At 51.3% G+C, this 23,838-nt stretch carries 24 protein-coding genes and 1 pseudogene; all 25 read right to left on the bottom strand.

Features of this window, described 5'->3' with window-relative positions; all coding sequences use genetic code 11:
• Positions 1-4: 4 nt before the first annotated feature.
• The 25 genes and pseudogenes from AC07N8_RS17790 to hisC all read right to left on the bottom strand — a co-directional run bounded on the left by AC07N8_RS17790 (position 5) and on the right by hisC (position 23,834).
• Positions 5-373 carry a GtrA family protein gene (locus tag AC07N8_RS17790; protein ID WP_493145290.1) on the bottom strand — a complete coding sequence of 123 codons (369 nt, stop codon included), beginning with the start codon at positions 371-373 and terminating at the stop codon, positions 5-7.
• Positions 374-380: 7 nt separating this feature from the next.
• The gene (locus AC07N8_RS17795) at positions 381-833 is read right to left on the bottom strand and encodes a sugar 3,4-ketoisomerase (protein ID WP_493145149.1); all 453 of its coding nucleotides are present in this window, start codon (positions 831-833) and stop codon (positions 381-383) included.
• Positions 826-1,764, bottom strand: a complete 939-nt coding sequence (locus tag AC07N8_RS17800) for a glycosyltransferase family 2 protein (protein WP_493145150.1) — start codon at positions 1,762-1,764, stop codon at positions 826-828. The genes AC07N8_RS17795 and AC07N8_RS17800 overlap by 8 nt, the downstream gene beginning before the upstream one ends.
• A 185-nt stretch (positions 1,765-1,949) precedes the next feature.
• Entirely contained in the window at positions 1,950-2,960 is a 1,011-nt protein-coding gene (locus tag AC07N8_RS17805) for an MraY family glycosyltransferase (protein WP_493145152.1), read from the bottom strand.
• Between the two features lie 12 nt (positions 2,961-2,972).
• Entirely contained in the window at positions 2,973-3,953 is a 981-nt protein-coding gene (locus AC07N8_RS17810; RefSeq protein ID WP_493145154.1) for an NAD-dependent epimerase/dehydratase family protein, read from the bottom strand.
• Entirely contained in the window at positions 3,950-4,948 is a 999-nt protein-coding gene (locus tag AC07N8_RS17815) for a WaaS/CpsH family glycosyltransferase (RefSeq protein ID WP_493145156.1), read from the bottom strand. The genes AC07N8_RS17810 and AC07N8_RS17815 overlap by 4 nt, the downstream gene beginning before the upstream one ends.
• On the bottom strand, positions 4,945-5,511 hold the full coding sequence (locus AC07N8_RS17820) for a serine O-acetyltransferase (protein WP_493145158.1): 567 nt from the start codon (positions 5,509-5,511) through the stop codon (positions 4,945-4,947). Before AC07N8_RS17820 ends, AC07N8_RS17815 begins: the two co-directional genes overlap by 4 nt.
• An 11-nt stretch (positions 5,512-5,522) precedes the next feature.
• Positions 5,523-6,656, bottom strand: a complete 1,134-nt coding sequence (locus tag AC07N8_RS17825) for an NAD-dependent epimerase/dehydratase family protein (protein ID WP_493145160.1) — start codon at positions 6,654-6,656, stop codon at positions 5,523-5,525.
• A gap of 66 nt (positions 6,657-6,722) precedes the next feature.
• Positions 6,723-7,895, bottom strand: a complete 1,173-nt coding sequence (locus AC07N8_RS17830; RefSeq protein WP_493145162.1) for an O-antigen polymerase — start codon at positions 7,893-7,895, stop codon at positions 6,723-6,725.
• A 3-nt stretch (positions 7,896-7,898) separates the two neighbouring features.
• A complete protein-coding gene (locus tag AC07N8_RS17835) occupies positions 7,899-8,864 on the bottom strand; it encodes a glycosyltransferase family 2 protein (protein WP_493145164.1) in 966 nt (321 codons plus the stop codon).
• Positions 8,865-8,908: 44 nt separating this feature from the next.
• Positions 8,909-10,180, bottom strand: coding sequence for an O-antigen translocase (locus AC07N8_RS17840; RefSeq protein WP_493145166.1), 1,272 nt, complete (start codon positions 10,178-10,180; stop codon positions 8,909-8,911).
• A 6-nt stretch (positions 10,181-10,186) separates the two neighbouring features.
• Positions 10,187-11,308: a DegT/DnrJ/EryC1/StrS family aminotransferase gene (locus AC07N8_RS17845; RefSeq protein WP_493145168.1), complete on the bottom strand. Its 1,122-nt coding sequence runs from the start codon at positions 11,306-11,308 to the stop codon at positions 10,187-10,189.
• Positions 11,309-11,371: 63 nt separating this feature from the next.
• Positions 11,372-11,830 carry a sugar 3,4-ketoisomerase gene (locus tag AC07N8_RS17850; protein ID WP_493145292.1) on the bottom strand — a complete coding sequence of 153 codons (459 nt, stop codon included), beginning with the start codon at positions 11,828-11,830 and terminating at the stop codon, positions 11,372-11,374.
• Positions 11,816-12,367, bottom strand: a pseudogene (gene rfbC / locus AC07N8_RS17855) (dTDP-4-dehydrorhamnose 3,5-epimerase); the annotation flags it as partial. The pseudogene rfbC and the gene AC07N8_RS17850, both read right to left, overlap by 15 nt.
• 119 nt (positions 12,368-12,486) lie before the next feature.
• The gene (locus tag AC07N8_RS17860; RefSeq protein WP_493145170.1) at positions 12,487-13,542 is read right to left on the bottom strand and encodes an LPS O-antigen chain length determinant protein WzzB; all 1,056 of its coding nucleotides are present in this window, start codon (positions 13,540-13,542) and stop codon (positions 12,487-12,489) included.
• Between the two features lie 168 nt (positions 13,543-13,710).
• Entirely contained in the window at positions 13,711-14,589 is an 879-nt protein-coding gene (rfbA, locus tag AC07N8_RS17865; RefSeq protein WP_493145172.1) for a glucose-1-phosphate thymidylyltransferase RfbA, read from the bottom strand.
• On the bottom strand, positions 14,586-15,479 hold the full coding sequence (gene rfbD, locus AC07N8_RS17870; protein ID WP_493145174.1) for a dTDP-4-dehydrorhamnose reductase: 894 nt from the start codon (positions 15,477-15,479) through the stop codon (positions 14,586-14,588). The genes rfbA and rfbD overlap by 4 nt, the downstream gene beginning before the upstream one ends.
• The gene (gene rfbB / locus AC07N8_RS17875) at positions 15,476-16,555 is read right to left on the bottom strand and encodes a dTDP-glucose 4,6-dehydratase (protein ID WP_493145175.1); all 1,080 of its coding nucleotides are present in this window, start codon (positions 16,553-16,555) and stop codon (positions 15,476-15,478) included. Before rfbB ends, rfbD begins: the two co-directional genes overlap by 4 nt.
• Before the next feature lie 230 nt (positions 16,556-16,785).
• Positions 16,786-17,025 carry a LapA family protein gene (locus AC07N8_RS17880; protein WP_493145177.1) on the bottom strand — a complete coding sequence of 80 codons (240 nt, stop codon included), beginning with the start codon at positions 17,023-17,025 and terminating at the stop codon, positions 16,786-16,788.
• An 11-nt stretch (positions 17,026-17,036) separates the two neighbouring features.
• The gene (ihfB, locus tag AC07N8_RS17885; protein ID WP_140667269.1) at positions 17,037-17,345 is read right to left on the bottom strand and encodes an integration host factor subunit beta; all 309 of its coding nucleotides are present in this window, start codon (positions 17,343-17,345) and stop codon (positions 17,037-17,039) included.
• A gap of 145 nt (positions 17,346-17,490) precedes the next feature.
• Entirely contained in the window at positions 17,491-17,769 is a 279-nt protein-coding gene (locus tag AC07N8_RS17890; protein ID WP_483841302.1) for a hypothetical protein, read from the bottom strand.
• 218 nt (positions 17,770-17,987) lie between these two features.
• The gene (gene rpsA, locus AC07N8_RS17895) at positions 17,988-19,679 is read right to left on the bottom strand and encodes a 30S ribosomal protein S1 (RefSeq protein WP_046031753.1); all 1,692 of its coding nucleotides are present in this window, start codon (positions 19,677-19,679) and stop codon (positions 17,988-17,990) included.
• Positions 19,680-19,799: 120 nt separating this feature from the next.
• Positions 19,800-20,489 (bottom strand): (d)CMP kinase, encoded by a 690-nt coding sequence (gene cmk / locus AC07N8_RS17900; RefSeq protein WP_493145179.1) that lies wholly within the window; start codon positions 20,487-20,489, stop codon positions 19,800-19,802.
• Entirely contained in the window at positions 20,486-22,693 is a 2,208-nt protein-coding gene (locus AC07N8_RS17905; protein ID WP_483841457.1) for a bifunctional prephenate dehydrogenase/3-phosphoshikimate 1-carboxyvinyltransferase, read from the bottom strand. The genes cmk and AC07N8_RS17905 overlap by 4 nt, the downstream gene beginning before the upstream one ends.
• Positions 22,694-22,721: 28 nt before the next feature.
• A complete protein-coding gene (hisC, locus tag AC07N8_RS17910; RefSeq protein WP_483841303.1) occupies positions 22,722-23,834 on the bottom strand; it encodes a histidinol-phosphate transaminase in 1,113 nt (370 codons plus the stop codon).
• Positions 23,835-23,838: the final 4 nt, after the last annotated feature.

Here is a 23,838-nt window from a genome sequence, read left to right on the forward strand (position 1 = left end):
CAATTTAAATCTTTCGAGTAAAAATCTTTCTCGACAGTAGAAAGTTAACAGGAACCATCAATGCGATAGCTACAAGCAAAGCCAAGCGCTCGTCCACACCCAGCACTACAACCAGCCCCCACAAAACACCACTCGTCAACAAATATTGGACAACATACACAAGTGGGAATAGCAGGAGTGATCGTAAACCACGATGACTTCTAAAAACCACCACCCTGTTCAGGCAATACGCCAACACCACACCTAGACAATAAGAAATCGTATAACTAATCTGATAAGAAAAGAAAACCAACAGCAACAGATATAGCAAATACGTGACTAGCGTATTAACACCACCGGATAACAAAAACCGTCCGAACGCGCCTGAGCCCATAATTATTTTATGCACCACCACCTTCCACACGTAACTTTACGTGCGCCAGGAACTCCTCATAACTTGTCACATAATCTTCGTTATCGTAATAATCAGAAGCCAGCACTAACAGCACCGCATCCGAAGAATAATTATATTGACTACCCCATGTCATGGGTGGGATATGAACCCCCATATTGGCTTTATCCAATATGAACTCCTCCTTGTTTACCCCATCATCGGCAGTAACATGGATGGTGCCTTTTGCGGCAATGAGAAATTGATGGCATCGAAAATGAGCATGATCACCGCGCACGCCATCCTCAGGAACGCCGTAAACAAGAAAATACCGCGAAACCATGAAGGGCACAGTACGACCAAATTCACCCACCGACAAACTACCCCTGGGATCATTGACCTCGGGTAATTTATGTAGCGTTACACCCGCCACCGTAGTTTGCTGTATATCCAAGTCACTCATGTGCTTTTCCAAATTTATCAACTCGCATGGGGATCGCCAGTGGCCTGTTTTTCGTATTTTCGTATGTACGCCACGCGTATGACCCGACAACCCCCAAACCCATCAGGTTCAAGCTACCCAGCAATGTGATCATCAGCATGGTGACGGCGTAACCAGGCACCGTGATGTTACCTTCCAGTTTCGCCAAAACAACAACCAGGCCAAACAACAATGCCAACATTGACCCGGCGGCGCCTACGCGTGTCAACAGGCGAATTGGCAAATCCGTAAATGCAAATACGCTGTCCATCATGTAGTTTATTTTTTTGCGCAACGTCCAGGCAGACACGCCATGCTCTCGTTTTTGGCGCGTGTACTTTACCGTGGTCCGTCGAAATCCCAGCCAGAAAATTTGCGCTATGAGCGAACTGTGCCGCTCCTCAAGCGTCAGCAATGTATCGCGAAAAGGCTTATTGCAGGCGAACATGTCTACGCCACCTAGCGGTATTTCAGGCACAACGTAGCGACGATACAGTCCCCAGAAAATCGTTGAAGCCATCCGGCTGAGTAACGGATCGTCTCGCCCTTCTCGAACGCCCACAACAACGTCCACGTCCTGTGCCATCAGGCGCGAATTCATCTCCAGTACCAGTTCGGGTGGTTCTTGGAGATCCGCTGCCATTACAGCAAATCGTTGACCCGAGCCGAACTGGAAGCCGGTGCGGATTGCCATGAACGAGCCGAAATTTCGCGACAAGAGGATCAGCTGGGAACGAAAAGCTCTGTTGGGCAGATCGTGCCTTAAAAGCTCGTAACAGTTATCCGGACTGCCATCTACGACGAAAACAACCTCCAGATCGTTTTTTAAACGCTCGTTAAGTTGGTCAACTGCCGAGAGTAACTGCGGAATCGAACCTTCGTTGCGATAAACGGGAATGACCAAGGTCAGCAAAACACACGCCCCTAAAAATGACGAAAGCCCTGAAAAGGGACGAGATATAAGGCCTACACTAACACTATTTTTCGTGCCTTTGAGGTGCCAATGGACAGTGCAACCGCTTGGTATATCAACCCACTCACGCCTGAGGGTGGTCAGGGTCGATGGCAATCAGTCAGCACTGTCGTAGGCTTCGAGGATCAGCGACCTTCCAAATCCCCGGCGCGAAATTTTAATGCCAGAAGCATCAAAGGTATATACGCAATGAGCAGTCCTATCAGTCCTTCCAGTTTGCCTTCGACGACCAGCCAGGCAATTGGAAACAACCATGCAATGTTAAGCGCACCTGTCACCAACGTTACCGGTAGATGCCTTTTGTATTGGCGAGAAGCAAACTGGTAGGCATGGCTACGATGAGCTTCGTATACCTTGTCACCTCTTACCAACCGACGGATCAACGTAACGGTGGCGTCGACGATGAATACCCCCAGGAGAATCAACCACCCCATGAATAAATTCGTCGATATCCATGCCGACTGCAGAGCGAGTATGCCTAGGGTAACGCCAAGAAAACCGCTACCGGCATCACCCATAAAAATCTTTGCAGGAGGAAAATTCCAGCAAAGGAAACCTAGCACGGAACAAGCGAGCAATAACGGCCCCACGATGGAGATGCCGCCCTGCACCTCATATAAGACTGCGGCCCCAACGCAAACCGTAACGGCCTCAACGCTGGCAATTCCGTCGATACCGTCCATAAAGTTATAGAGATTCAGCATCCAGACAAGAAACATGGCTGCTACGACGTAACCGAATATTCCCCATTCAATCGACACTCCGAAGACAGAAATGGGCGCAAGTCCGCCGATCCAGTACAGGGCCCAAAACGCCGCCAAAAAATGCCCCAATAGACGCCATCTGGCAGCGATATGCCCATGGTCATCCAAAAAGCCAAGGATCGCTACCGCCGCACCCGCGCCGAGCAATGCCAGAGAATCGTTGAAAGACATCATTTTCAACACATTCATGACCACGACAGCTGCAATAAAGCACAGCACAATCGCCACACCGCCGCCTCTTGGAGTGGGGATCGTGTGGGAACTGCGGGCATTAGGAACGTCAATTAAGCTACGAGACAACGCGTACCGACGAAGAACCCACGTCAGCCCGAAAGAAAATATTGCAATGACCAGCAAGAATAACCACAACATGAAGACTGCTCCCTACTCGGACTTCGCCGATTTTAAACTACGTGCCTCACTGGACATTTTGTAATCATGAGCCGCTTTAACAAGTTCCTCACGAGACGAAAATGGCGGTGTCCAATTCAAACAGACTCGTGCTTTAGTCGAGTTCAATACAAATGAACCGCACAACTGCGTCATAAGCGCACTCTTACCCAACATCTTGCTAAGCGCGGACATTACTGAAACGGGAAAATAAAACAGCCGCGATTTATGTCCCATTCCCGAAGCGAGCCCCTGGATTATCTCAGGCAGCGACAGATCCTCTCCGTCCGAAACCAGGAACAACTGCCCGCGGGCACCGGGATGAACTGCACAGGTCCTTAAAAAGTCAGTAAGATTATTCAGAGAAATCATACTTCTCTTATTGTTGACCCCGGCGAACGGCAGCGGCACACCTAGATCGACAAGTTTTAACAATCGCTGAAAATTGCCAGGTGCGTTCCCTGCATACACCAACGGCGGGCGCACTATGACCAGCTCCATCGTGCTGTCAATCGTTATGTAACGCTCGACGAGCCCAAGTTCAGCTTGATACTTGGATACCGCATAATCTTTTACCGGATTGACTTCTGAAAGCTCGTCCACAGGGGTTGAGCCGGTTTCGACGCCATTCACACCGATAGAACTGACAAACACAAATCGCTTGACCCCAGCCTTCGCCGCGGATGAAGCGAGCTCGAGCGTGAGTCTCTTGTTCACATCGAGCATGGCTTCCAAGTTGTTGGACGCTTGACCAAACTGATGTGCTCGCCCTGCCAGATGAATGACGACATCCACCCCGTCCAGCGCTTTGAGGAGAAAGTTTTCGTCATCCAACGCACCATAACAGCACTCATACTCGGCGCCCGCCGAAGACGTCTGCCGCATCGCTGCGCGAACTGAAAATCCGTTGGCCTGGAGATCCAGACATAAAGCCCGGCCTATAAATCCGCTAGCCCCAGTTACCAGTATCTTCATTTTGAGTTCACCAAATTGATAATCTCTTCGACCCAGCCAACCAGACTATATTTGCGGTAGATCTGCGGCTCAACTGGTTTGTAAGGCTTTTCAAAAAAAGCCATTGGAATACTTGGCTCGGCGCGCTCAATAACGTAGATATTCTCTTCATTATAAAAATCATATGATTTGACGCTGGAATTGGTTGTCACCAATTTCTTACGCGCACCTAATGTTTCTAATGTTCGCATGGTAAGCCCGGTCTGATGAGGATGCTCAATATCAAGCACAACCTTAGACCGATTAAATACGCGCTGGACTTCAGCTTTGGAAATCGAGTCAAATTGAAAGTCGGCGCGTTTGGCACGACGAAACGAAGTATTGGTGAGTCGATAAAACCAGTAGACCCAATTCGCTTGCAAAAAGAGATACCAGTATTTTTTTACAGAACCACCTAACTGCCGATCGATTTTCTGAACGATAGAAAATCGATCGGTATGGGCCGTCCCAATAAAGCTTATATCAAATTCAGGAGTGACTTGTTCAGTCGTCTCAAACCCCTTGGAAAAGAAAAGAGGTCGAAAATGTACGCCAAATTCTTGAGCGTCATTTTTATCGAAAGAAAACACACTATCAAAAAACTCGAGATTCTCTACCGTTTGCTGCCGATTGGAAAATGAATCCCACATGTAAAGAATAAATTTTGCAGAAGGAAACTGTTGGCGCCATCCGCTGAGAGTTGGTTTAGAAAGAGTCTGGCCGTTCACTACAAATACATAATCAAATTCAGCATTAATCGAAGCGAGTTCTTTTTTGTAATAACGATCCGCAGCGCCGATCACCCATTCACGTCGCACACGAGTGAGCGCCTTAAGAAACGGGGAATTAAATGGACGATCTAAAAGAAACGTGACCTGCGCCCCCTGGCGCTCCAATTCCCCTTTGATTTCATTCTCATAACCAAAGAAGACCGGAGCAACGTATAACACTTTCTTGTTTTCAAGCAGATCATTCACGACAACATCGTCCGTTCTTTAACAATTTTTGCGGGCATTCCGGCCACAATGACATCGGATGGGACACTCATCAGCAGCACCGAATTAGCACCGACGGTTACGTTGTTGCCCAACACCAGCCCTCCCAGTATTTTTGCTCCCGCGCCAATAACAACGTTGTCCCCGACGACGGGCCTGTGATCGCTATCGTAGGTAAAATCCAGATCTCTGGCGCCTAGCGTCACTCCTTGATAGATGATTGCATTGCTGCCAATGCTCACCGCGCCGATCACTGTTCCTTGGGTATGAGGGAAAAACAAGCCGGGGCCAATCTTGCACACGACTGCGATCTCAATGCCGAATACAGTGAAATTCAGCAATGAAAAAAAGCGCGCCAGGACTCTAAGGCCCTTGGTATTGGATTGGAAAGCAAGTCGGTAAAGCAGCACGGGGGCGAATCGTGGCGAAAACATACTCAAGAGCAGTTTCAATTTTGATGCGACGGGAGGCGCATTGAACAAAACTCTCTGTCGCTCCAAATCCGCTCGCAGTAAAGCTCTCATCCCGGCGTCGTGCTGCTCCATAGACATATTCCTTAATTCATTAACTTTCGGGCACGTAACTCTTGATTTGCTCTTTCGAGCTGATCTTCAGGTAGAGGCTGCGCAAGCACCCACTCAGCAAATCGTTTCAAGCCTTCCTTCAAAGACACTTTCGGGCAAATGCCCAACAAATCTTTAAGACGAGTAACGTCTGCGTAGTTATGCCGAATGTCCCCCACCCGGAACTGGCCTGTGACCGTTACATTAGGTTCTTTACCGAATGCCCGTGTCAGCTCCTCAGCAACCTCCTTGACAGATGTCGCTATACCGCTGCCCACGTTAACCACTGTGTTTGGCGATTTGTCGACGAGCAAGCCCGCGAGCAATGCATCAGTAACATCGTCAACGTGAACAAAATCGCGACTTTCCAACCCGTCTTCGAAGAGTGGGAGGACGCTATCACGGCGGATCTTCGTGGAAAAAATGGACAATATACCGGTATAGGGGTTATTGAGCGACTGACGCTCGCCATACACGTTCTGCAAACGGAAAATCGTGAAATCAATGCCCATCGACTGACAGCCAATACGAACAAGATCTTCCTGCGCATATTTAGTAGCAGCATAAAATGAAGACGGCGCAATCAGATCTGACTCCGACGTAGGCACCAACCGCAACGGGGCCCCCGTCGAAGGACACAATGGCTCCCACTTCGATTGGCTCAGAACCTCTGCCGAACGCGCTAGAGGTGAGACTCGCTGGTTGGTTACGGGGTTGATATAGGCACCTTCGCCGTAAACCGATCGGCTTGATGACAGCACAATTCGCGTGACTTGGTGGCTAGGCAATTTACCCAACACGTCAAACATCAGCGCAGTGCCTTGCGAATTCACCTCATTATAACGGGCGATCTCATACATCGATTGGCCAGTGCCGGTCTCGGCGGCAAGATGGACGATCCCATCGACACCGTCCAGCGCCTTTATCCAGTCTTCTCTGGACGTGACGCTTCCTCGGATGAATTCAACACCGTCTTGACTGAGCCAATCAAGATCAACGGGGATCTGGCCATGCACCTGCACGGTCAAAGGATCAAGAATCCTGACAGCGTGGTTGGTGCTCAGCAACTTGGGAACAAGGTGTGAGCCTATGAATCCTGCGCCGCCGGTGATGAGAATTTTTTTCATGATGGTACCTTTAGAAATCGACAGTGAAACAGTTTTGCCACGCTCGTATCCCACCTACAGATCGAATTATGCGCCTGGAGCCGCTTCCTTTGTCTGATGGATGAGTCGCAGATTTGCAAAAACATAAAGCGAAAAACAGATGAACAACTGAAACAGGGTAGGAAGCAAGAAAAACATGTCATAGAATATTGAAAAAACCAGAATCTGGAAAGCAACCGAATAAGCAAATATCCCCCAGGGTTTACCCTTCAGCGAGGCATTATAAATGCAGCAACACACTAACTGAATAACGGCAACGAAGATGAAACCACCCATCGCCCCCACATCCGACACGAAGCCAGCATAAATAGTTGAAGTATTCAAGTTTCTATCAACGAAGGTAAAAAGATCGTTTCTGGCATCCAATCCAAAAAAATCCCTTACTATCGACGGCAACATGTTGGACATCGAATACGAAAACGACCAAGCCGGTGTAACGATATCGATATTATGAAAGAAATTACTTAACCCCGCAGTTAAGTAAACATAAAACCAAAGAAAGCCGCTAGGTAGAGCATCGAATACGGCTGCCGACCTGCCAGAAACCAGGTACGAAAATGGATTGGATGTTTGTCGCATATCCCCAAGATAGCCGAACACGACGACCACAGAGAGTGCCACCACAACCAGACTTAATATTTTTTTATAAGAAACCTTGGTAAGCAAAAGGGAGACGCAAACTATCTGGATCAATCCACTTAACAGAATCCCGCGCCCCAACATGAGCACAGGCCAAAACAGCAGCAATGCTATAAACAACGCCAGCGATTTTGACTTGGTTCTTATTGACAGATAAGTCGCCATGGACAGTACTTGCAAATAGCAAGCGTTCATCACGCCATGGAGTGACGGCACGCCAAATTCTGTATACAGCTTATCGATACCGACAAGCCGCCAATAAAGTGGAACGCCACCCGAGTAATAAATTTCAAAAAGGGTTCCTACAACCCAAAGAGCAAACAAAACACGAAAAAACCGACTAACCACTCGTATATTGAATGCTGCTCTTTCCAGACTTACCGGCTCTGATTTTTTCCGGTTCTTCAACAACACATACAGTAAAAAAATACTTACCATATTCATCAATATAACCATCAGCCCTACCACTGATGGGGCGACCAGATTACTGGTCAACCCAAAAAAATACAGCAGCAGGACCAAAGACCACATGGAAATATAAACAAATGCGGGATTTAGCATAAATTATACATTCCGCTTTATAGCATTCTTCAGCTTTGGAAGAAGCTCAGACACAAACTTAAAAATCAGAGAATTATTCAACACTTTAAACATTACATTGGTCAAAAATCTCTTGTTACCGGACGAGTATTTCAAAAACAAAGGATGCAACGCCTCTACATTCGCTTTATTTTTTTTGACCACCTGCCGGAAGAGTTCTCCCAACAGATAACGGTAGCCTCCCTGCTGACAAGCTTCATGAAGAAGCGGGTCACCAGCATAACGTTGCGAAATGACATCTAAAGTCAACAAGGATTCTGCGAGTAGTTCAAATGTTCTGTCACTCGCTCCGAGGCCATGCTTACGGTATTTTCCATAAACGCCCTGAAGCTCGCGAACTTCACCACGCAGGGCAACTTCGATGTTGAAGATCCAATCCGACACCATAGGAATAAGTGGATCGAAGCCGTGTGCTGGACACGCTGAACGTCTCACCATTACAGACGATGCGCCCGGTATACCGCCCTTGGCAATCAAGTCGTAGGCATTATGGATTTTTTCTTTCTCGGTGGTATTGGTCCGAAAAATAAGACGACCATCCGCATGATTGAAGATATCGACGGGATGATAGGAAAGAACTACTTTCGGATCCTCGAACTGTGCTACCTGAGCGGTAATTTTTCCTGGCAGAAATAGATCATCGCCGCCGAGGATCGCCACCAGTTCACCAGTGCAAGCAAAAAAAGCCGCGTTTGAGTTACCGGTGATCCCGATATTTTTTTCGTTCAAAACAGGCACCACTGTATTAGGGTACCTGCGTTGAAAATCCAATATAACGTCCTGCGTTCCATCGGTCGACGCGTCGTCAGCAACCACAACTTCAAGATTTTTATAATCTTGTGAAATTACGCTTTCTATAGTTTCTGCAATCAAGTGACATTGATTGTAGGTTATGATCATCACAGAAACTTTTGGATTATAAGTGTTCAACTTTGCGCCTCAATAAGCAAAAATAATCAAGTATCCAACTACTGTCAGCCAGTTAATGTCTCAGGCTTCATCCTTTTGAGCGCGCTTGTAACAAATAAAATCATCATAAACCAGTAGATTGCATAATTTAAAGCGTGAGCGAGGGAGACCCCCTCCAACCCCATGTACTTCGTCAATATCACCGTTAAAACATAAAAACTTATCGCGGAGAAAATTTCAGAAGCAATGAACAACTTGAACATCGCTTTACCAAGCATCACGTACGCCAGTATCCAGCTACCGATTTTCAGAGTGTCGCCAACAATTTGCCAAGCGAACAGATTTCTCATGGGCAGAAAGTCAGCGGTAAACAACACCTGGATAATAAAATCACGCAACACATACATCAGAAGCCCGCATACGGCCGCGCACGGCAGTATAAACTTGTAGCCTTGAAGTATTTCATCCTTGATCTCCGACTGATGAGTTAATTCAGATAGTTTGGGCAGGTAGTAGACACTTAACGTGGTCGTCACAAGCATTAGATAAGCCGCACTTAATCGCCACATCGCCTCCCAGTAACCTGCGGCTTCCCAGCCCAAAGTTGCGCCCAAATGGTTACGCACCAAAATATGACTGATTGGGACGCAAACTGCTGAAGTAAGGGCCATCGCCGTAAATTTAAAGAAGTTCTTTGCAACCTCTTTATCCACTCGACCATACAGGTAGGCCAAACGAAACCAAGGCGCCTTGCAACAAATCATCAGTGTAACAAAGAAGCTAATTGACTGATAAATGGCCAACGCTATCAACGCGCCATAAAGCCCCGAAAATATTGACAGGGCCGTGGTCACCACGAACGCAAACAAACTTCCGACAATATTGGCAGCCACGTAGCGAATAAGGTCTTTTTTACCATTAAGTATGGCAAGTAAAAGTGTATTCAGGGTGAAGAACACCAACGTGGCTGCAAACCACTTGAGAACACCTGAGAACTCCTTGTTCTTCAGTATCCAACCAGCAAGGGCCTCGCTGAAAACAAAGATAATGACACTGGATATTAACGAACCGGCGATGGCGATAGTGCCTGCACTGCGCCATACGGCTTGCTGCTTTTCTTCACTATAGTGATACTCAGCTGTGTACTTGGTAACGCCAGTATTGATCGCACCACTGGCAAATGTGGTTATCATCTGTATGGCATTTTGAAACTGACCAAGCGCCGCGTAGCCGACAGGACCAACATAAATTGCCAGTACTTTATTGATCCCAAGCAAAGTGAGCATTTTGACGAGAACAGCAATTCCGTTCAGCAGGCTCGTTTTTATCAGCGTCATTATCCTTCAACCATTACCGTTGAAGCTATTACAAGCGCTGATGACTTTCGCTGCATCATCCAGAGACATCGTCGGTCCGATTGGAAGGCTCAACACTTGGTCATGAATGGCTTCTGTAACAGGAAAGGACATTTCATTCCAGTCTTTATAAGCTTGCTGCTTGTGAGGGGGAATCGGGTAATGGATAAGTGTTTGAATACCGGAGGCGGCCAAGTGCTTCTGTAATTGGTCACGCTTTTCCGACCGAACTACGAAAAGATGCCATACATGACTCTGAAGAGACAGCGGCGACACTGCCTTGCTGAGGGGCAGCTGAATCAGGTCGTTGTTAATGCCCGCCATGTAAAGTTCTGCTATTGCTCTGCGCTTTTGAATATCTTCTGACAGGTATTTCAGCTTTACACTTAACATCGCCGCCTGGATCTCATCCAGACGACTATTCACACCTTGAAAAATATTTTTATATTTTTCGTGTGATCCATAATTTCGCAGCGCTTTTACAACTCGCGCCAACTCCGGATCGTTTGTGGTAATGGCACCTGCATCTCCAAGCGCACCCAGGTTCTTCCCTGGGTAAAAACTGAATCCGGATGCATCCCCCCAACTACCGGCAATTTTCCCGTCAATACTAGCACCGTGCGCCTGAGCAGAATCTTCCAGCACCAACAGACCGTGCTCTTTCGCAATACTCATGATCGCTGGCATATCAGCCAATTGTCCATACAAGTGGACCGGAATAATCGCCTTGGTTTTTGGGCCAATGGCAGCCTTGATAAGGGCAGGAGAAATATTCAACGACTCATCCGGCTCAACCAAAACCGGTATCAGGCCATTTTCGGTGACGGCGAGAATACTGGCTATGTAGGTATTGGCAGGGACGATCACTTCATCGCCAACATTCAACTTACCGAGAACCTTCCAGGCTCTCAAAGTCAATGTGAGCGCATCCAGACCATTCGCTACGCCGAAGCAAAACTCCGCGCCACAGGCAGCAGCAAAGTCTGCCTCGAACTGCTCCAACTCTTTACCCTGAATATACCAACCAGAATCAATGACTCTCGCACAGGCAGCCTTGAGTTCATCAGCGTAGGCTGCGTTCACATCTTTTAAACTTAAAAACTCAATCATCAGGTCACCTGTCTTTTCGTCTTACTAAAACCCATGGCAATGTTTCCAGAGCCTGGATTCCGATCAATGCGCGCTATCCGTTGTCATACGACTTGCTACAACACTTACAAACTCTTCGTAGTCGCGTATATAGTCCGATTCGTCATATTCTTGACTGGCAAAGACGACCAAGACACAGTCCTCACTAAAATCATGCATCTCTCGCCAGATGAGATTATTAATAAGGACCCCTTTCGTTGGAGAATCAAGCCAGACTTCTTCCTTAGAGACGCCGTTATCCATCAGCATGCGGCACTTCCCTGCCACGCAGACGGCTAGTTGTCGCAACTGTTTGTGCGCATGAAATCCACGGCTGACATCTGGCAGCGTGCCGAAAATATAATAGACACGTTTTATCTCAAACGGAATCTGTCCGCCTTTCTCCAGCGCAATCAAGCTTCCACGATTGTCGCCTATCACGGCCAATTCGATTAGCTGCGTGGTGCCTGCTTCGTAAAAAGTCGGTAAATCCGCGTCACTCAAAGTGTTCGCTTGCCTGTCTTTTTCACTCACGATGAAGTCGAGGCCTTCCGGCCACGTTATGGCGATATCCGGATCGTCCCAGCGGATACTGCGCTCGGACTCCTTCGAGTAGACATCTGTCGTTTTGTAAAGAAAGTGAGTGTCATCCTCAAGCGCTACAAACCCGTGAGCAAACCCCTCAGGAATCCATAACATTTTATGGTTGTCTGCACTCAATTCGACGCCGACCCATTGACCATAAGTAGGGGATCCCTTTCGAATATCAACCGCAACATCGTACGCAGCGCCGGAAACAACTCTGACCAGTTTCCCCTGAGCATGAGGTGATAACTGATAGTGCAACCCTCTAAGTACGCCCTTTTGAGAGCAAGAATGATTATCCTGAATAAAACTTCTCGGCACGGGCAATCCCGACTGAGACAGCGCATCATGAAAACGCGGCTCGTTGAAACTTTCAGCAAACCAGCCGCGATCATCTCTAAAAACCGTTGGCTCTATTATAATTACTTCCTGTAAATCGGTTTTTAGTACTTTCATGTAGTTACACCTTAAACGGCAGTGAAACGCCCTGCCGACAATGACTTATAAACAACTCAAAGGCACGACTTTCGCGGCCTCTGCAACGCTTATTAAAACAGCGCTGCTGCGATTCTATATCACGTGAGTAAAACTTTTCGTGACTCATCCAAGCGGTACAGAGTAAAGGCAAAAAGCACGCCAAGCATCAGCCCCAACACCAGCGCCAGAGAGATCACTAAAGCTTTCTTAGGCTTGACTGCGCTTTGCGGCGTTTCGACATTACCGTCATACCGGAACAATCTAAAATCCTGCGACACGACCGCCAACTTGTCGTAGAAGCTTTTCTTGGCCTGAAGATCACGTAATTCTTTGATGTACGCGTCGTTGGACGACCTGCTTTCCAGATTCTTTATTTCCGCATTGAGTGCTTCTGCACCTCTCAGGAAACTCACTTCACCATCCATTTTTCCAGCCACCGCAGTCGTCGCTGCGCCAAATATCACAGTTGGTTTTTGCACACCAGCTGCCGTAGCGACACTGAGTGCCTCCCGTAATTTGACGATGGAATCCCCACGCGAAAACTCACCTGTTTCACGTCGAGTATCTATTTCCTGGCTAATGCCCCTGGAGCGAACCTTAGCCTCATAAGATACGTTTTTTGTGATTTCATCAGCGGCCAACACTGCGGCTTTTTCTATGTAGCTCTTCACCCATTCAACAGCTTGTTGAGGGCTGGTGGTTTGAACGACCACAGAAAACCGGCCTGCCTCATCAGCAGTCACTGGATTAACCTGAAGCTTTTTTGAGTACTCCGCGTACAAAGCGTCTTGCGGCCGAGTCTTTTGATCATCGCTCAGCGATGGCAGGTATTCCTCAGCAAAAAAATCTTGACGCAACGATTCGGATTGGAGATTCCGCAAAAACAAACGGTAGGCATCTCCAATTGAATAAGGAGTAAGTTCGTTTCTTGCAGTGCGCCCAGTATTCAGATCCGCAATATCACTCTGGGTAGGAGGGACCAAATAGGCTCTGGCTTCATACACACGCTCACTCAAGAACGCATACATTAGACCCAAAACCCCAGCGATCAATGTGACGGCAATAATTACCCACACGCGATTCCAGAGTCCACGTGCTATCGAAAAAATATCAATGTCATCTTGGTATTGGTTATTTGTTGCATCACTTCGCATGGTCGTTGAGCCTTGTTTTAATCTGTCTACATCTAACAGGAGATCGCAGCATTACGGTCTTTTGCCCAACTCTTTCGTACGGATGCTTCGACAATCAATAGCGTCCATCGCGTTGGAATTGAACCCAAGCATGACAGAGCACCGACCCCGTCACCGCAATAAGGAATCTCAATTCAGCAATTTTGCCAGGTACTGGCCGTACCCCGTCTTTTTAAGCCGGTCCGCTTGCTCTGCCAACTGTGTCCTGTCGATCCAGCCATTGGTAAAGGCAATCTCTTCCAGACAAGCCACTTTAAGGCCTTGACGCTGCTCAATAGTATGAACGAAGTGACTGGCTTCCAGCAGCGAATCGTGGGTACCGGTGTCCAGCCAGGCGAAGCCGCGACCCAGCATCTCGACGTTCAGGCTCTTACGCGCGAGGTAAGCACGGTTCACATCCGTGATTTCCAGTTCACCACGTTCGGACGGCTGGATACCCTTGGCAATTTCGACAACATCATTGTCGTAGAAATACAGCCCGGTTACCGCGTAGTTGGATTTGGGCTTTAGCGGTTTCTCTTCAATACTCAGCGCGCGACCCGTTGCATCGAACTCGACCACGCCGAACCGTTCAGGATCGGAAACGTGATAGCCAAAAACAGTTGCGCCCACCTGCTGAGAGCTAGCGGAACGCAAGTTGTCCGAAAAGTGCTGACCGTAGAAGATATTGTCGCCGAGGATCAAGCAGCACGGGTCCTTGCCAATGAACTCTTCGCCAATAATAAATGCTTGAGCCAGGCCGTCAGGGCTTGGCTGCTCGGCGTAGGTCAGCTTGATCCCGTAAATGCTGCCATCACCCAACAGTTTTCGGAAACAAGGCAAGTCTTCAGGCGTGGAGATGATGAGAATTTCTCGCATCCCTGCCAACATCAATACTGACAGCGGATAGAAGATCATCGGCTTGTCGTAGATGGGCAGCATCTGTTTGGACACGCCGAGAGTCAACGGGTGCAAACGAGTGCCTGAGCCGCCGGCCAGGATGATGCCTTTACGATTTGTCGTGGTCATTTATTCAGGACTTCCCTAAGCATTCGGGTTACACCACTTTGCCAATCCGGCAAGTGTAGAGAAAAATTGTCACGCAGCTTCTCAGTATTCAAACGTGAATTCAGAGGTCGACGTGCAGGTGTTGGATAAGCGGTCGTGGCAATAGGATTGATCGCGGTGACGGCCAACGTTTGACCGTTGGCCTTGGCGAAGTCAATGACATAACTTGCATAGCCATGCCACGACACCTCGCCACCAGCAGCCAGATGATATAAGCCTGCCAGTTCGGGACGCTGCATGACCTGCTGGATCGCCAAAGCTGTCACGTCGGCGATCAGATCTGCACCCGTGGGCGCGCCAACCTGATCGGCAATAACGCTCAGAGTTTCGCGATCCAAAGCCAATCGAAGCATTGTCTTGGCGAAGTTGTTGCCCCGAGCGCCGTAAACCCAACTGGTGCGAAAGATCAAATGCTTGCAGCCAGACGCAGTGATCGCCTGTTCACCTGACAGTTTGCTGGCGCCGTAGTGATTCACCGGCGCAACCGCATCGGACTCTTGCCAAGGCGACGAACCCTGCCCGTTGAAAACGTAGTCGGTCGAATAATGGATCAACCACGCGCCCAAGGTTACGGCTTCCTCAGCCAAGACTTGAATCGCCTGACTGTTCACACGATCCGCCAGTTCAGTCTCGGACTCTGCTTTATCGACTGCAGTGTAAGCCGCGGCATTGACGATAACGTCAGGCTTGACCTGACGAATCGTTGCGCGCAATGCATCAGGCTGAGACAGATCACCGCATAAACCGTCAACGCTGTGACGATCAAGCGCTATCAAATCACCAAGGGGCGCCAAGGAGCGTTGCAGCTCCCAGCCTACCTGGCCATTTTTTCCCAGGAGTAGGATCTTCATGCTTTGCTCGAGGAACGATCCGCGTAGTTCTGGTCGATCCACTGCTGGTAGCTACCGCTCTTCACATGCGCTACCCATTCAGTGTTACTGAGGTACCACTCGACGGTCTTGCGAATACCGGTTTCAAATGTTTCTTCCGGCGTCCAGCCTAGCTCGCGCTGAATTTTGCTGGCATCGATTGCGTAACGCTGATCATGGCCCGGGCGATCCTGCACATAGGTAATCAGACTAGCGTGCGGGCGATGGGCAGAGTCCGGGCGCAATTCGTCAAGCAAAGCGCAAAGTGTGTGTACGACTTCGATGTTTTGCTTTTCGTTATGGCCACCGATATTGTACGTCTCGCCAATAACACCTTCAGTCACAACTTTGTACAAAGCACGAGCATGGTCTTCGACATAAAGCCAATCGCGAACCTGGTTGCCTTTGCCGTAAACCGGCAGTGGTTTTCCGTCCAGCGCGTTGAGGATGATCAGCGGGATCAGCTTTTCAGGGAAATGGCACGGACCGTAGTTGTTTGAGCAGTTGGTGACCAATGTCGGAAGACCATAGGTCCGGCTCCAGGCACGAACCAGATGGTCAGAACTCGCTTTACTGGCGGAGTAAGGTGAGCTCGGTTGGTATGGCGTCGTTTCGGTGAAAAGGTCTTCCGGACCTTCAAGGTCTCCGTAAACCTCATCAGTCGAAATATGGTGGAAGCGGAAATTGGCTTTGCGCCCATCGTCCAGTGCAGCCCAGTAGTGGCGTGATGCTTCCAGCAGGGTGTAAGTGCCGATGATATTGGTCTGGATAAATTCAGATGGCCCCGAAATCGAGCGGTCAACGTGGGACTCTGCGGCCAAATGCATGATGGCATCTGGTTGGTGTTCACGCAGTACGCGGTCGATTTGATCACGATCGCAGATGTCGACGCGCTCGAACACATAACGCTCGTTCTGGCTAACATCGGCCAATGACTCAAGGTTACCGGCGTAAGTCAGCTTATCGACGTTAACGACGGAGTCGGCAGTATTGGAGATGATATGACGGATGACTGCCGAGCCGATGAACCCGGCGCCGCCGGTTACTAGAATTTTCACGCGAAAACACACCCTTTGAGTTACTGACAGGGCCGCCAACCGAGCGCTGTCTAATCCATGAATGCAAAAGCCGTCTACTAAGCTGAGGCTTCTGACAGAGTCAGTCTGTACCGACGGAGGAAAGTGCCATCATCGGACAAGCGCAGCATTTTACAGCTTAATGACGCTTTTACTAATGGATATAGACAAGCTGCGAAGCGAATTCTTGATACACCTTATGGTTTGCGTGATCAGACAAGGCGCTTGCGGGAAGATCTGGACGCCCGCCCCAGAAACCACCCTAGAATAGGCCCAATCAGCATACCAAACAGCAACGCAAGAACCATGACTAGCGATACTGGCATTTGCGGACCTGACCAACCGAAGAACAGCAGTGAAATCGATTGCTGATTTTCAAGCATGAAAGCCAAAACTGCCAGAACCAGCAACAGGACAACTATTCCGAGTAGTACGCGCTTGAGGTTACGCATGCGCCCATCCTTTAGTTATGAAGGCCAAAACCCTCCTCCTCTTCCTCATTGACCCGATCGCGCAGCTCCTTCCCCGGCTTGAAATGCGGAACAAACTTGCCATCCAGGCTAACCGACTGACCAGTCTTAGGATTACGCCCTACACGCGGCGCGCGGTAGTGCAAGGAGAAGCTGCCAAACCCACGGATCTCGATACGATCCCCAGTGGCCAGACATTGGGACATTTGCTCAAGCATGGTCTTGATGGCCAGCTCCACATCCTTGGATGAGAGCAGCCCTTGATGGGTGACAATTCGTTCGATCAACTCCGACTTCGTCATATTTTTCCCTTCTTTTTCAAGCAGCTAGGAAAAGCGCTTCAAAGGTTTTAGCATGCTCGAAAGAATTTGAACAGCCCGAGTTTTCACATATATTTTCAAGCCTCGGGGATGCCATACAAAACCCCGACTCCCGACACCTCCCCATTTACCGACAGATAACCAACATGGTCCGCGTCAGGTATCCCGCCGGATTAAAGCCAAAAGGGAATTCATCCTCATCCTTCGCGTCATCAGACCTTGCGACGACCTTATACCCTGCCGCCTTACACTCCTTATCCGCGCGCTTGCGGCACTTTTCCCACCCGGACCCCAGCCCGGAACAGTCGATCTCTATACCACTGACCCCGCGCACGACGTGAGTCTTGGCATTAGTGGTGCAACCCGCCAATGTCAGTACTGCTATTACGACAATGAGCTTGTTCATTCACTTCCTTAGGCCGGGCGGCTTGCCCGACTGTCGTTCACTTCAAGCTAAAGGTTAGCTGCAAACAAACGATTGATCCGATTAAAGAAAGAGACAGCGTATCGGGGATATTGGTTTCACAAGCAACCTTTGCATCCAAACAGCATCAGCGACCCCATCAAATCGCAGGCACAAAAAAGGGCGACCGAAGTCGCCCTTTTTCTATGGTCAGACAGAACTTAGTTCTGTTTTTCCATTTGTGCACGCAACAGGTCGCCCAGAGTGGTAGGACCAGCAGCGACGTCAGCAGCAGGCTTGTCTTTCAAGCTCTGGATTGCTTCTTTCTCGTCTTCAACGTCTTTCGACTTGATCGACAGCTGGATTACACGGCTCTTACGGTCAACGCTGATGATCTTGGCTTCTACTTCTTCGCCTTCTTTCAGAACGTTACGCGCGTCTTCAACGCGGTCACGGCTGATTTCGGAGGCTTTCAGAGTCGCTTCGATATCGTCGGCCAGAGTGATGATGGCGCCTTTAGCGTCAACTTCTTTCACGATGCCTTTAACGATTGCGCCTTTGTCGTTCTCTTGAACGTACTCGGAGAACGGATCGCTTTCCAGTTGCTTGATACCCAGGGAGATACGCTCGCGCTCTGGGTCAACCGACAGGATAACGGTGTCCAGCTCGTCGCCCTTCTTGAAGCGGCGAACGGCTTCTTCGCCCACTTCGTTCCAGGAGATGTCGGACAGGTGAACCAGACCGTCGATGCCGCCGTCCAGACCAATGAAGATACCGAAATCGGTGATCGACTTGATGGTGCCGGAGATTTTATCGCCCTTGTTGAACTGGCCAGAGAAATCTTCCCATGGGTTAGATTTGCACTGCTTGATGCCGAGGGAGATACGACGACGCTCTTCGTCGATGTCCAGAACCATAACTTCCACTTCGTCGCCGACTTGTACGACTTTCGAAGGGTGGATGTTCTTGTTGGTCCAGTCCATTTCGGAAACGTGTACCAGACCTTCAACGCCTTCTTCCAGCTCAGCGAAGCAGCCGTAGTCGGTCAGGTTGGTTACACGAGCGGTAACGCGAGTGCTTTCTGGGTAACGGGCTTTGATAGCAACCCATGGATCTTCGCCCAGTTGCTTCAGGCCCAGGGAAACACGATTGCGTTCGCGATCGTACTTCAGAACCTTGACATCGATCTCGTCGCCAACGTTGACGATTTCGGAAGGATGCTTGATACGCTTCCAAGCCATGTCGGTAATGTGCAGCAGGCCATCGACGCCACCCAGATCGACGAATGCGCCGTAATCGGTGAGGTTTTTGACGATACCTTTGACTTGTTGACCTTCCTGCAGGGACTCCAGCAGAGCTTCACGCTCGGCGGAGTTCTCGGCTTCGAGGACGCTGCGACGGGAAACGACAACGTTGTTGCGTTTCTGGTCGAGTTTGATGACCTTGAATTCCAGCTCTTTGCCTTCCAGGTGCGTAGTATCGCGCACAGGACGGACGTCAACCAGAGAACCTGGCAGGAACGCACGGATGCCGTTAACGTCGACAGTGAAGCCGCCTTTAACCTTACCGTTGATAACGCCCTTGACCACTTCTTCGGCTGCGAAGGCTGCTTCCAGAACAATCCAGCATTCAGCGCGCTTGGCTTTTTCACGGGACAGCTTGGTTTCACCAAAGCCGTCTTCAACCGAGTCCAGAGCAACGTGAACTTCGTCACCGACGTTGATGTTCAGTTCGCCAGCGTCGTTGTAGAACTGCTCAAGCGGGATGAGTGCTTCAGACTTCAGGCCAGCGTGAACGGTTACCCAGCGAGCTTGGTAATCGATATCAACGATAACACCGGTGATGATGGAGCCTGCCTGAAGGTTCAGGGTTTTTAGGCTTTCTTCAAAGAGTTCCGCAAAGCTTTCGCTCATTTTAATTCCTGTTGATGAGGGCGAAGACTACGCCCATCTCCACACCCCAGACGGTATGGGTTAGTTTCATTTAAAAGAAGCCACCGCAGGACTATGACTGGTCCCCCGCGGCCTTCTTGGTCACCCGGCGATATCGCGAATGGCGATCTCGCTCATGATGCGTTCCAGCACCTGATCGATGGATAATTCCGTGGAATCCAGCTGTATGGCGTCAGCCGCCGGTTTAAGCGGGGCTACCGCTCGCTGGGTGTCACGCTCATCGCGGACACGTATCTCATCTAGCAGACTCGACAGACTAACACCATCGACTTTGCCCTTCAACTGCAAGTATCGACGGCGCGCACGCTCCTCGGCACTGGCAGTGAGGAAAATCTTCAAAGTCGCATCCGGAAAGACCACCGTGCCCATATCCCGGCCATCGGCTACCAGCCCCGGCATTTCCTGGAAAGCACGCTGGCGCTGCAGCAACGCCTCGCGTACGGCGGGCAATGCCGCGACCTGGGACGCCCCGGCGCCAACACTTTCAGTGCGAATCACATCACTGACTTCGTCGCCTTCCAGAATGATTCGCTGCAGTTGACCGTCCGTCGCAGCGATGAACTGCACGTCCAGATGCGCCGCGAGCGCCTTCAGCAATTCTTCATTGGTCAGGTCAACACCATGATTGTGCGCAGCAAACGCCAGCAGGCGGTACAGCGCACCGGAATCCAGCAGATTCCAGCCCAGACGTTTCGCCAGGATCCCGGCGATCGTGCCTTTACCGGAACCGCTCGGGCCATCGATGGTAATGACTGGCGACTTGTTGATCACGACTGAGCCTCTTCAGCAACCCGGATACCGACCTGCGCGCACAGCGCGAGGAAGTTCGGGAACGACGTCGCAACGTTGGCGCAATCATGGATGCGGATCGGTGCAGTTGCGCGCAGCGATGCCACGCTGAACGCCATGGCAATCCGGTGATCGCCATGACCATGCACTTCGCCGCCGCCGATCTGGCCGCCGTCGATGATGATGCCGTCCGGGGTCGGCTCGCACTTGACGCCCAGTGCCAGCAAGCCATCGGCCATGACCTGAATCCGGTCCGACTCCTTGACCCGCAGCTCTTCAGCGCCACGCAATACCGTGCGCCCTTCGGCACAGGCCGCGGCCACGAACAGCACCGGGAATTCGTCAATGGCCAGTGGAACCAGGGCCTCGGGAATCTCGATACCTTTAAGTTTAGCTGCACGTACGCGCAAGTCCGCGACTGGCTCGCCGCCAACTTCACGCTGGTTTTCCAGAGTGATGTCGCCGCCCATCAGGCGCAGGATGTCGATCACGCCGGTACGGGTCGGGTTGATGCCGACATGTTCAAGCACCAGTTCCGAACCTTCGGCGATCGACGCGGCCACCAGGAAGAACGCGGAGGACGAGATGTCGCCCGGCACTTCGATGTGGGTCGCGGTCAGCTTGTGCCCGGACTCGACCGATGCAGTCGCGCCGCTGACGCTGACCGGATAGCCAAAACCTTGCAACATGCGCTCGGTGTGGTCGCGCGTCGGTGCAGGCTCGGTAACGGTAGTCTTGCCTTCGGCGTACAGACCCGCCAGCAGCAGGCAGGATTTAACCTGGGCACTGGCCATCGGCATGGTGTAGGTCAAACCCTTGAGCTTGTTGCCGCCACGAATGGTCATCGGTGGACGACCTTCAGCAGCGGTCTCGATCACGGCGCCCATTTCACGCAGTGGATTGGCCACGCGATTCATCGGGCGCTTGGACAGTGAAGCGTCACCGGTCAGGGTGCTGTCGAAGCTCTGCGCAGCCAACAGGCCAGACAGCAGACGCATCGAAGTGCCGGAGTTGCCCAGATAGATCGGGCCAGGTGCCGGTTTCAAACCATGCAGGCCGACCCCGTGAATGGTCACGCGACCATGGTGCGGACCTTCGATCACAACGCCCATGTCGCGGAAGGCTTGCAGGGTCGCCAGAGCGTCTTCGCCCTCAAGGAAGCCTTCGACTTCGGTGACGCCTTCGGCCAGGGAGCCAAGCATGATCGAACGGTGGGAAATCGATTTATCGCCCGGTACACGAATCCGCCCAGTCAGGCGGCCACCAGGTTGTGCCAGGAAAATCAGGTCGTTGGAGTTCATAGCGTCCACATAGGCCCGGCGGGCCAGGATTTTACTGAAATGCTCGCGGGCAACCCGGGCGCGAGTGAACACGCCCAACAATTGGTGCCCATCCCCTGCATCGACCGCGTCGCGCAAGGCGTCGAGGTCGCTGCGAAATGTATCGAGTGTGCGCAGGACAGCTTCGCGGTTGGCGAGGAAGATGTCGTGCCACATGACCGGGTCGCTCCCCGCGATTCTTGTGAAATCGCGGAAACCGCCGGCAGCGTAACGGAAGATCTCAAGGTTTTCATTGCGCTTGGCCAACGAATCGACCAAACCGAACGCCAACAGGTGCGGCAAATGGCTGGTCGCCGCCAACACTTCATCGTGGCGCTCGACCTGCATGTGCTCGACATCGGCGCCCAATTCGCGCCACAAACGGTCGACCACTGCCAACGCGGCCGGATCGGTTTGATCCAGCGGCGTCAGAATCACTTTATGACGACGGAACAGCTCGGCGTTGGAGGCTTCCACCCCGCTCTGCTCGGAACCGGCAATCGGATGCCCCGGCACAAAACGCGACGGCATGCCGCCAAACGCTTCGGTTGCCGCACGGACGACATTGCCTTTGGCGCTACCGACGTCGGTCAAAATCGCCGACCCCAGATCCATGGCCGCCAGGCGTGCAAGCATTTTTTCCATGGCCAGGATCGGGATGGCCAGTTGAATCACATCAGCACCTTCGCAAGCAGCAGCCAGGTCTTCTTCGCAGCGATCCACCACGCCCAACTCGACCGCCAGCTTGCGCGACTGCGGATCGAGATCGACCCCGACCACTTCGCGGCACAGGCCGCTTTCACGCAAGCCCTTGGCGAACGAACCACCGATTAATCCCAGACCGACCACCACCAGGCGACCGATCATAGGTGCAGCAGATTGCAGTGCAGTGACATCAACCACGAGCCAGAACCTTGGTCAGCGCCTCTAGGAAGCGGCTGTTTTCCGCCGGCAAACCGACAGTGACTCGCAGGTGGTTCGGCATGCCGTAGTTGGCCACCGGACGCACGATCACGCCTTCGCGCAACAAGCCCTGGAACACCGGCGCAGCCACGCGACCGAGATCGACGCAGATGAAGTTGCCCTTGGACGGGATCCAGCTCAGCCCCAACTCACGGAAACCGGCTTCCAGTTGCAGCATGCCGGACTCATTCAGGCGACGGCTTTGCGCCAGGTAATCGACGTCTTGCAGCGCAGCGCACGCAGCGGCCAAGGCCAGGCTGTTAACGTTGAACGGCTGACGCACACGGTTCAGCACGTCCGCGACCACAGCAGTGGACAAGCCATAACCGACCCGCAACGCCGCCAAACCGTAGGCCTTGGAGAACGTGCGCGAAACCAGCAGGTTCGGATAAGCCGCGAGATAATCCAGGCCATCCGGCAAGTCGCTGCCCTCGGCGTATTCGATGTAGGCCTCGTCCAAAACCACCAGCACATGCGCCGGAACATCCTGCAGGAATTCGTCCAGCGCCTCGGCATCGAACCAGGTTCCGGTCGGGTTGTTCGGATTGGCGATGAAGACCACGCGAGTGTCGGCATCGATCGCCGCCAGCATGCCCGACAGGTCATGCCCCCAGTCTTTGGCCGGAATCACTTTGGCCTGGGCACCGACGGCCTGGGTCACGATCGGATAGACCGCAAACGCGTGCTCACTGAACACGGCATTCAGGCCCGGCGCCAGATAGGCACGCGCGACCAGTTCCAGAATGTCGTTGGAGCCATTGCCCAGTGTCACTTGATTGAGTTCGACACGGCACTGCTCGGCCAACAGGGTCTTGAGCGCAAAACCGTTGCCGTCCGGATAACGGGTCAGCTCGGCCAGCGCATTTTGAATCGCCGTCAGCGCCTTGGGACTCGCGCCCAACGGGTTTTCATTACTGGCCAGCTTGACGATGCTTGCCGGATCAAGGTCCAGCTCGCGCGCCAGTTCGTCCACAGGCTTGCCCGGGACGTACGGCGAAAGTTGTTGTACGCCCGGCTGTGCCAGGGCGAGGAAGTCATCACTCATTTGC

The sequence above is a fragment of the Pseudomonas sp. GW821-FHT10C09 genome (assembly GCF_059415465.1).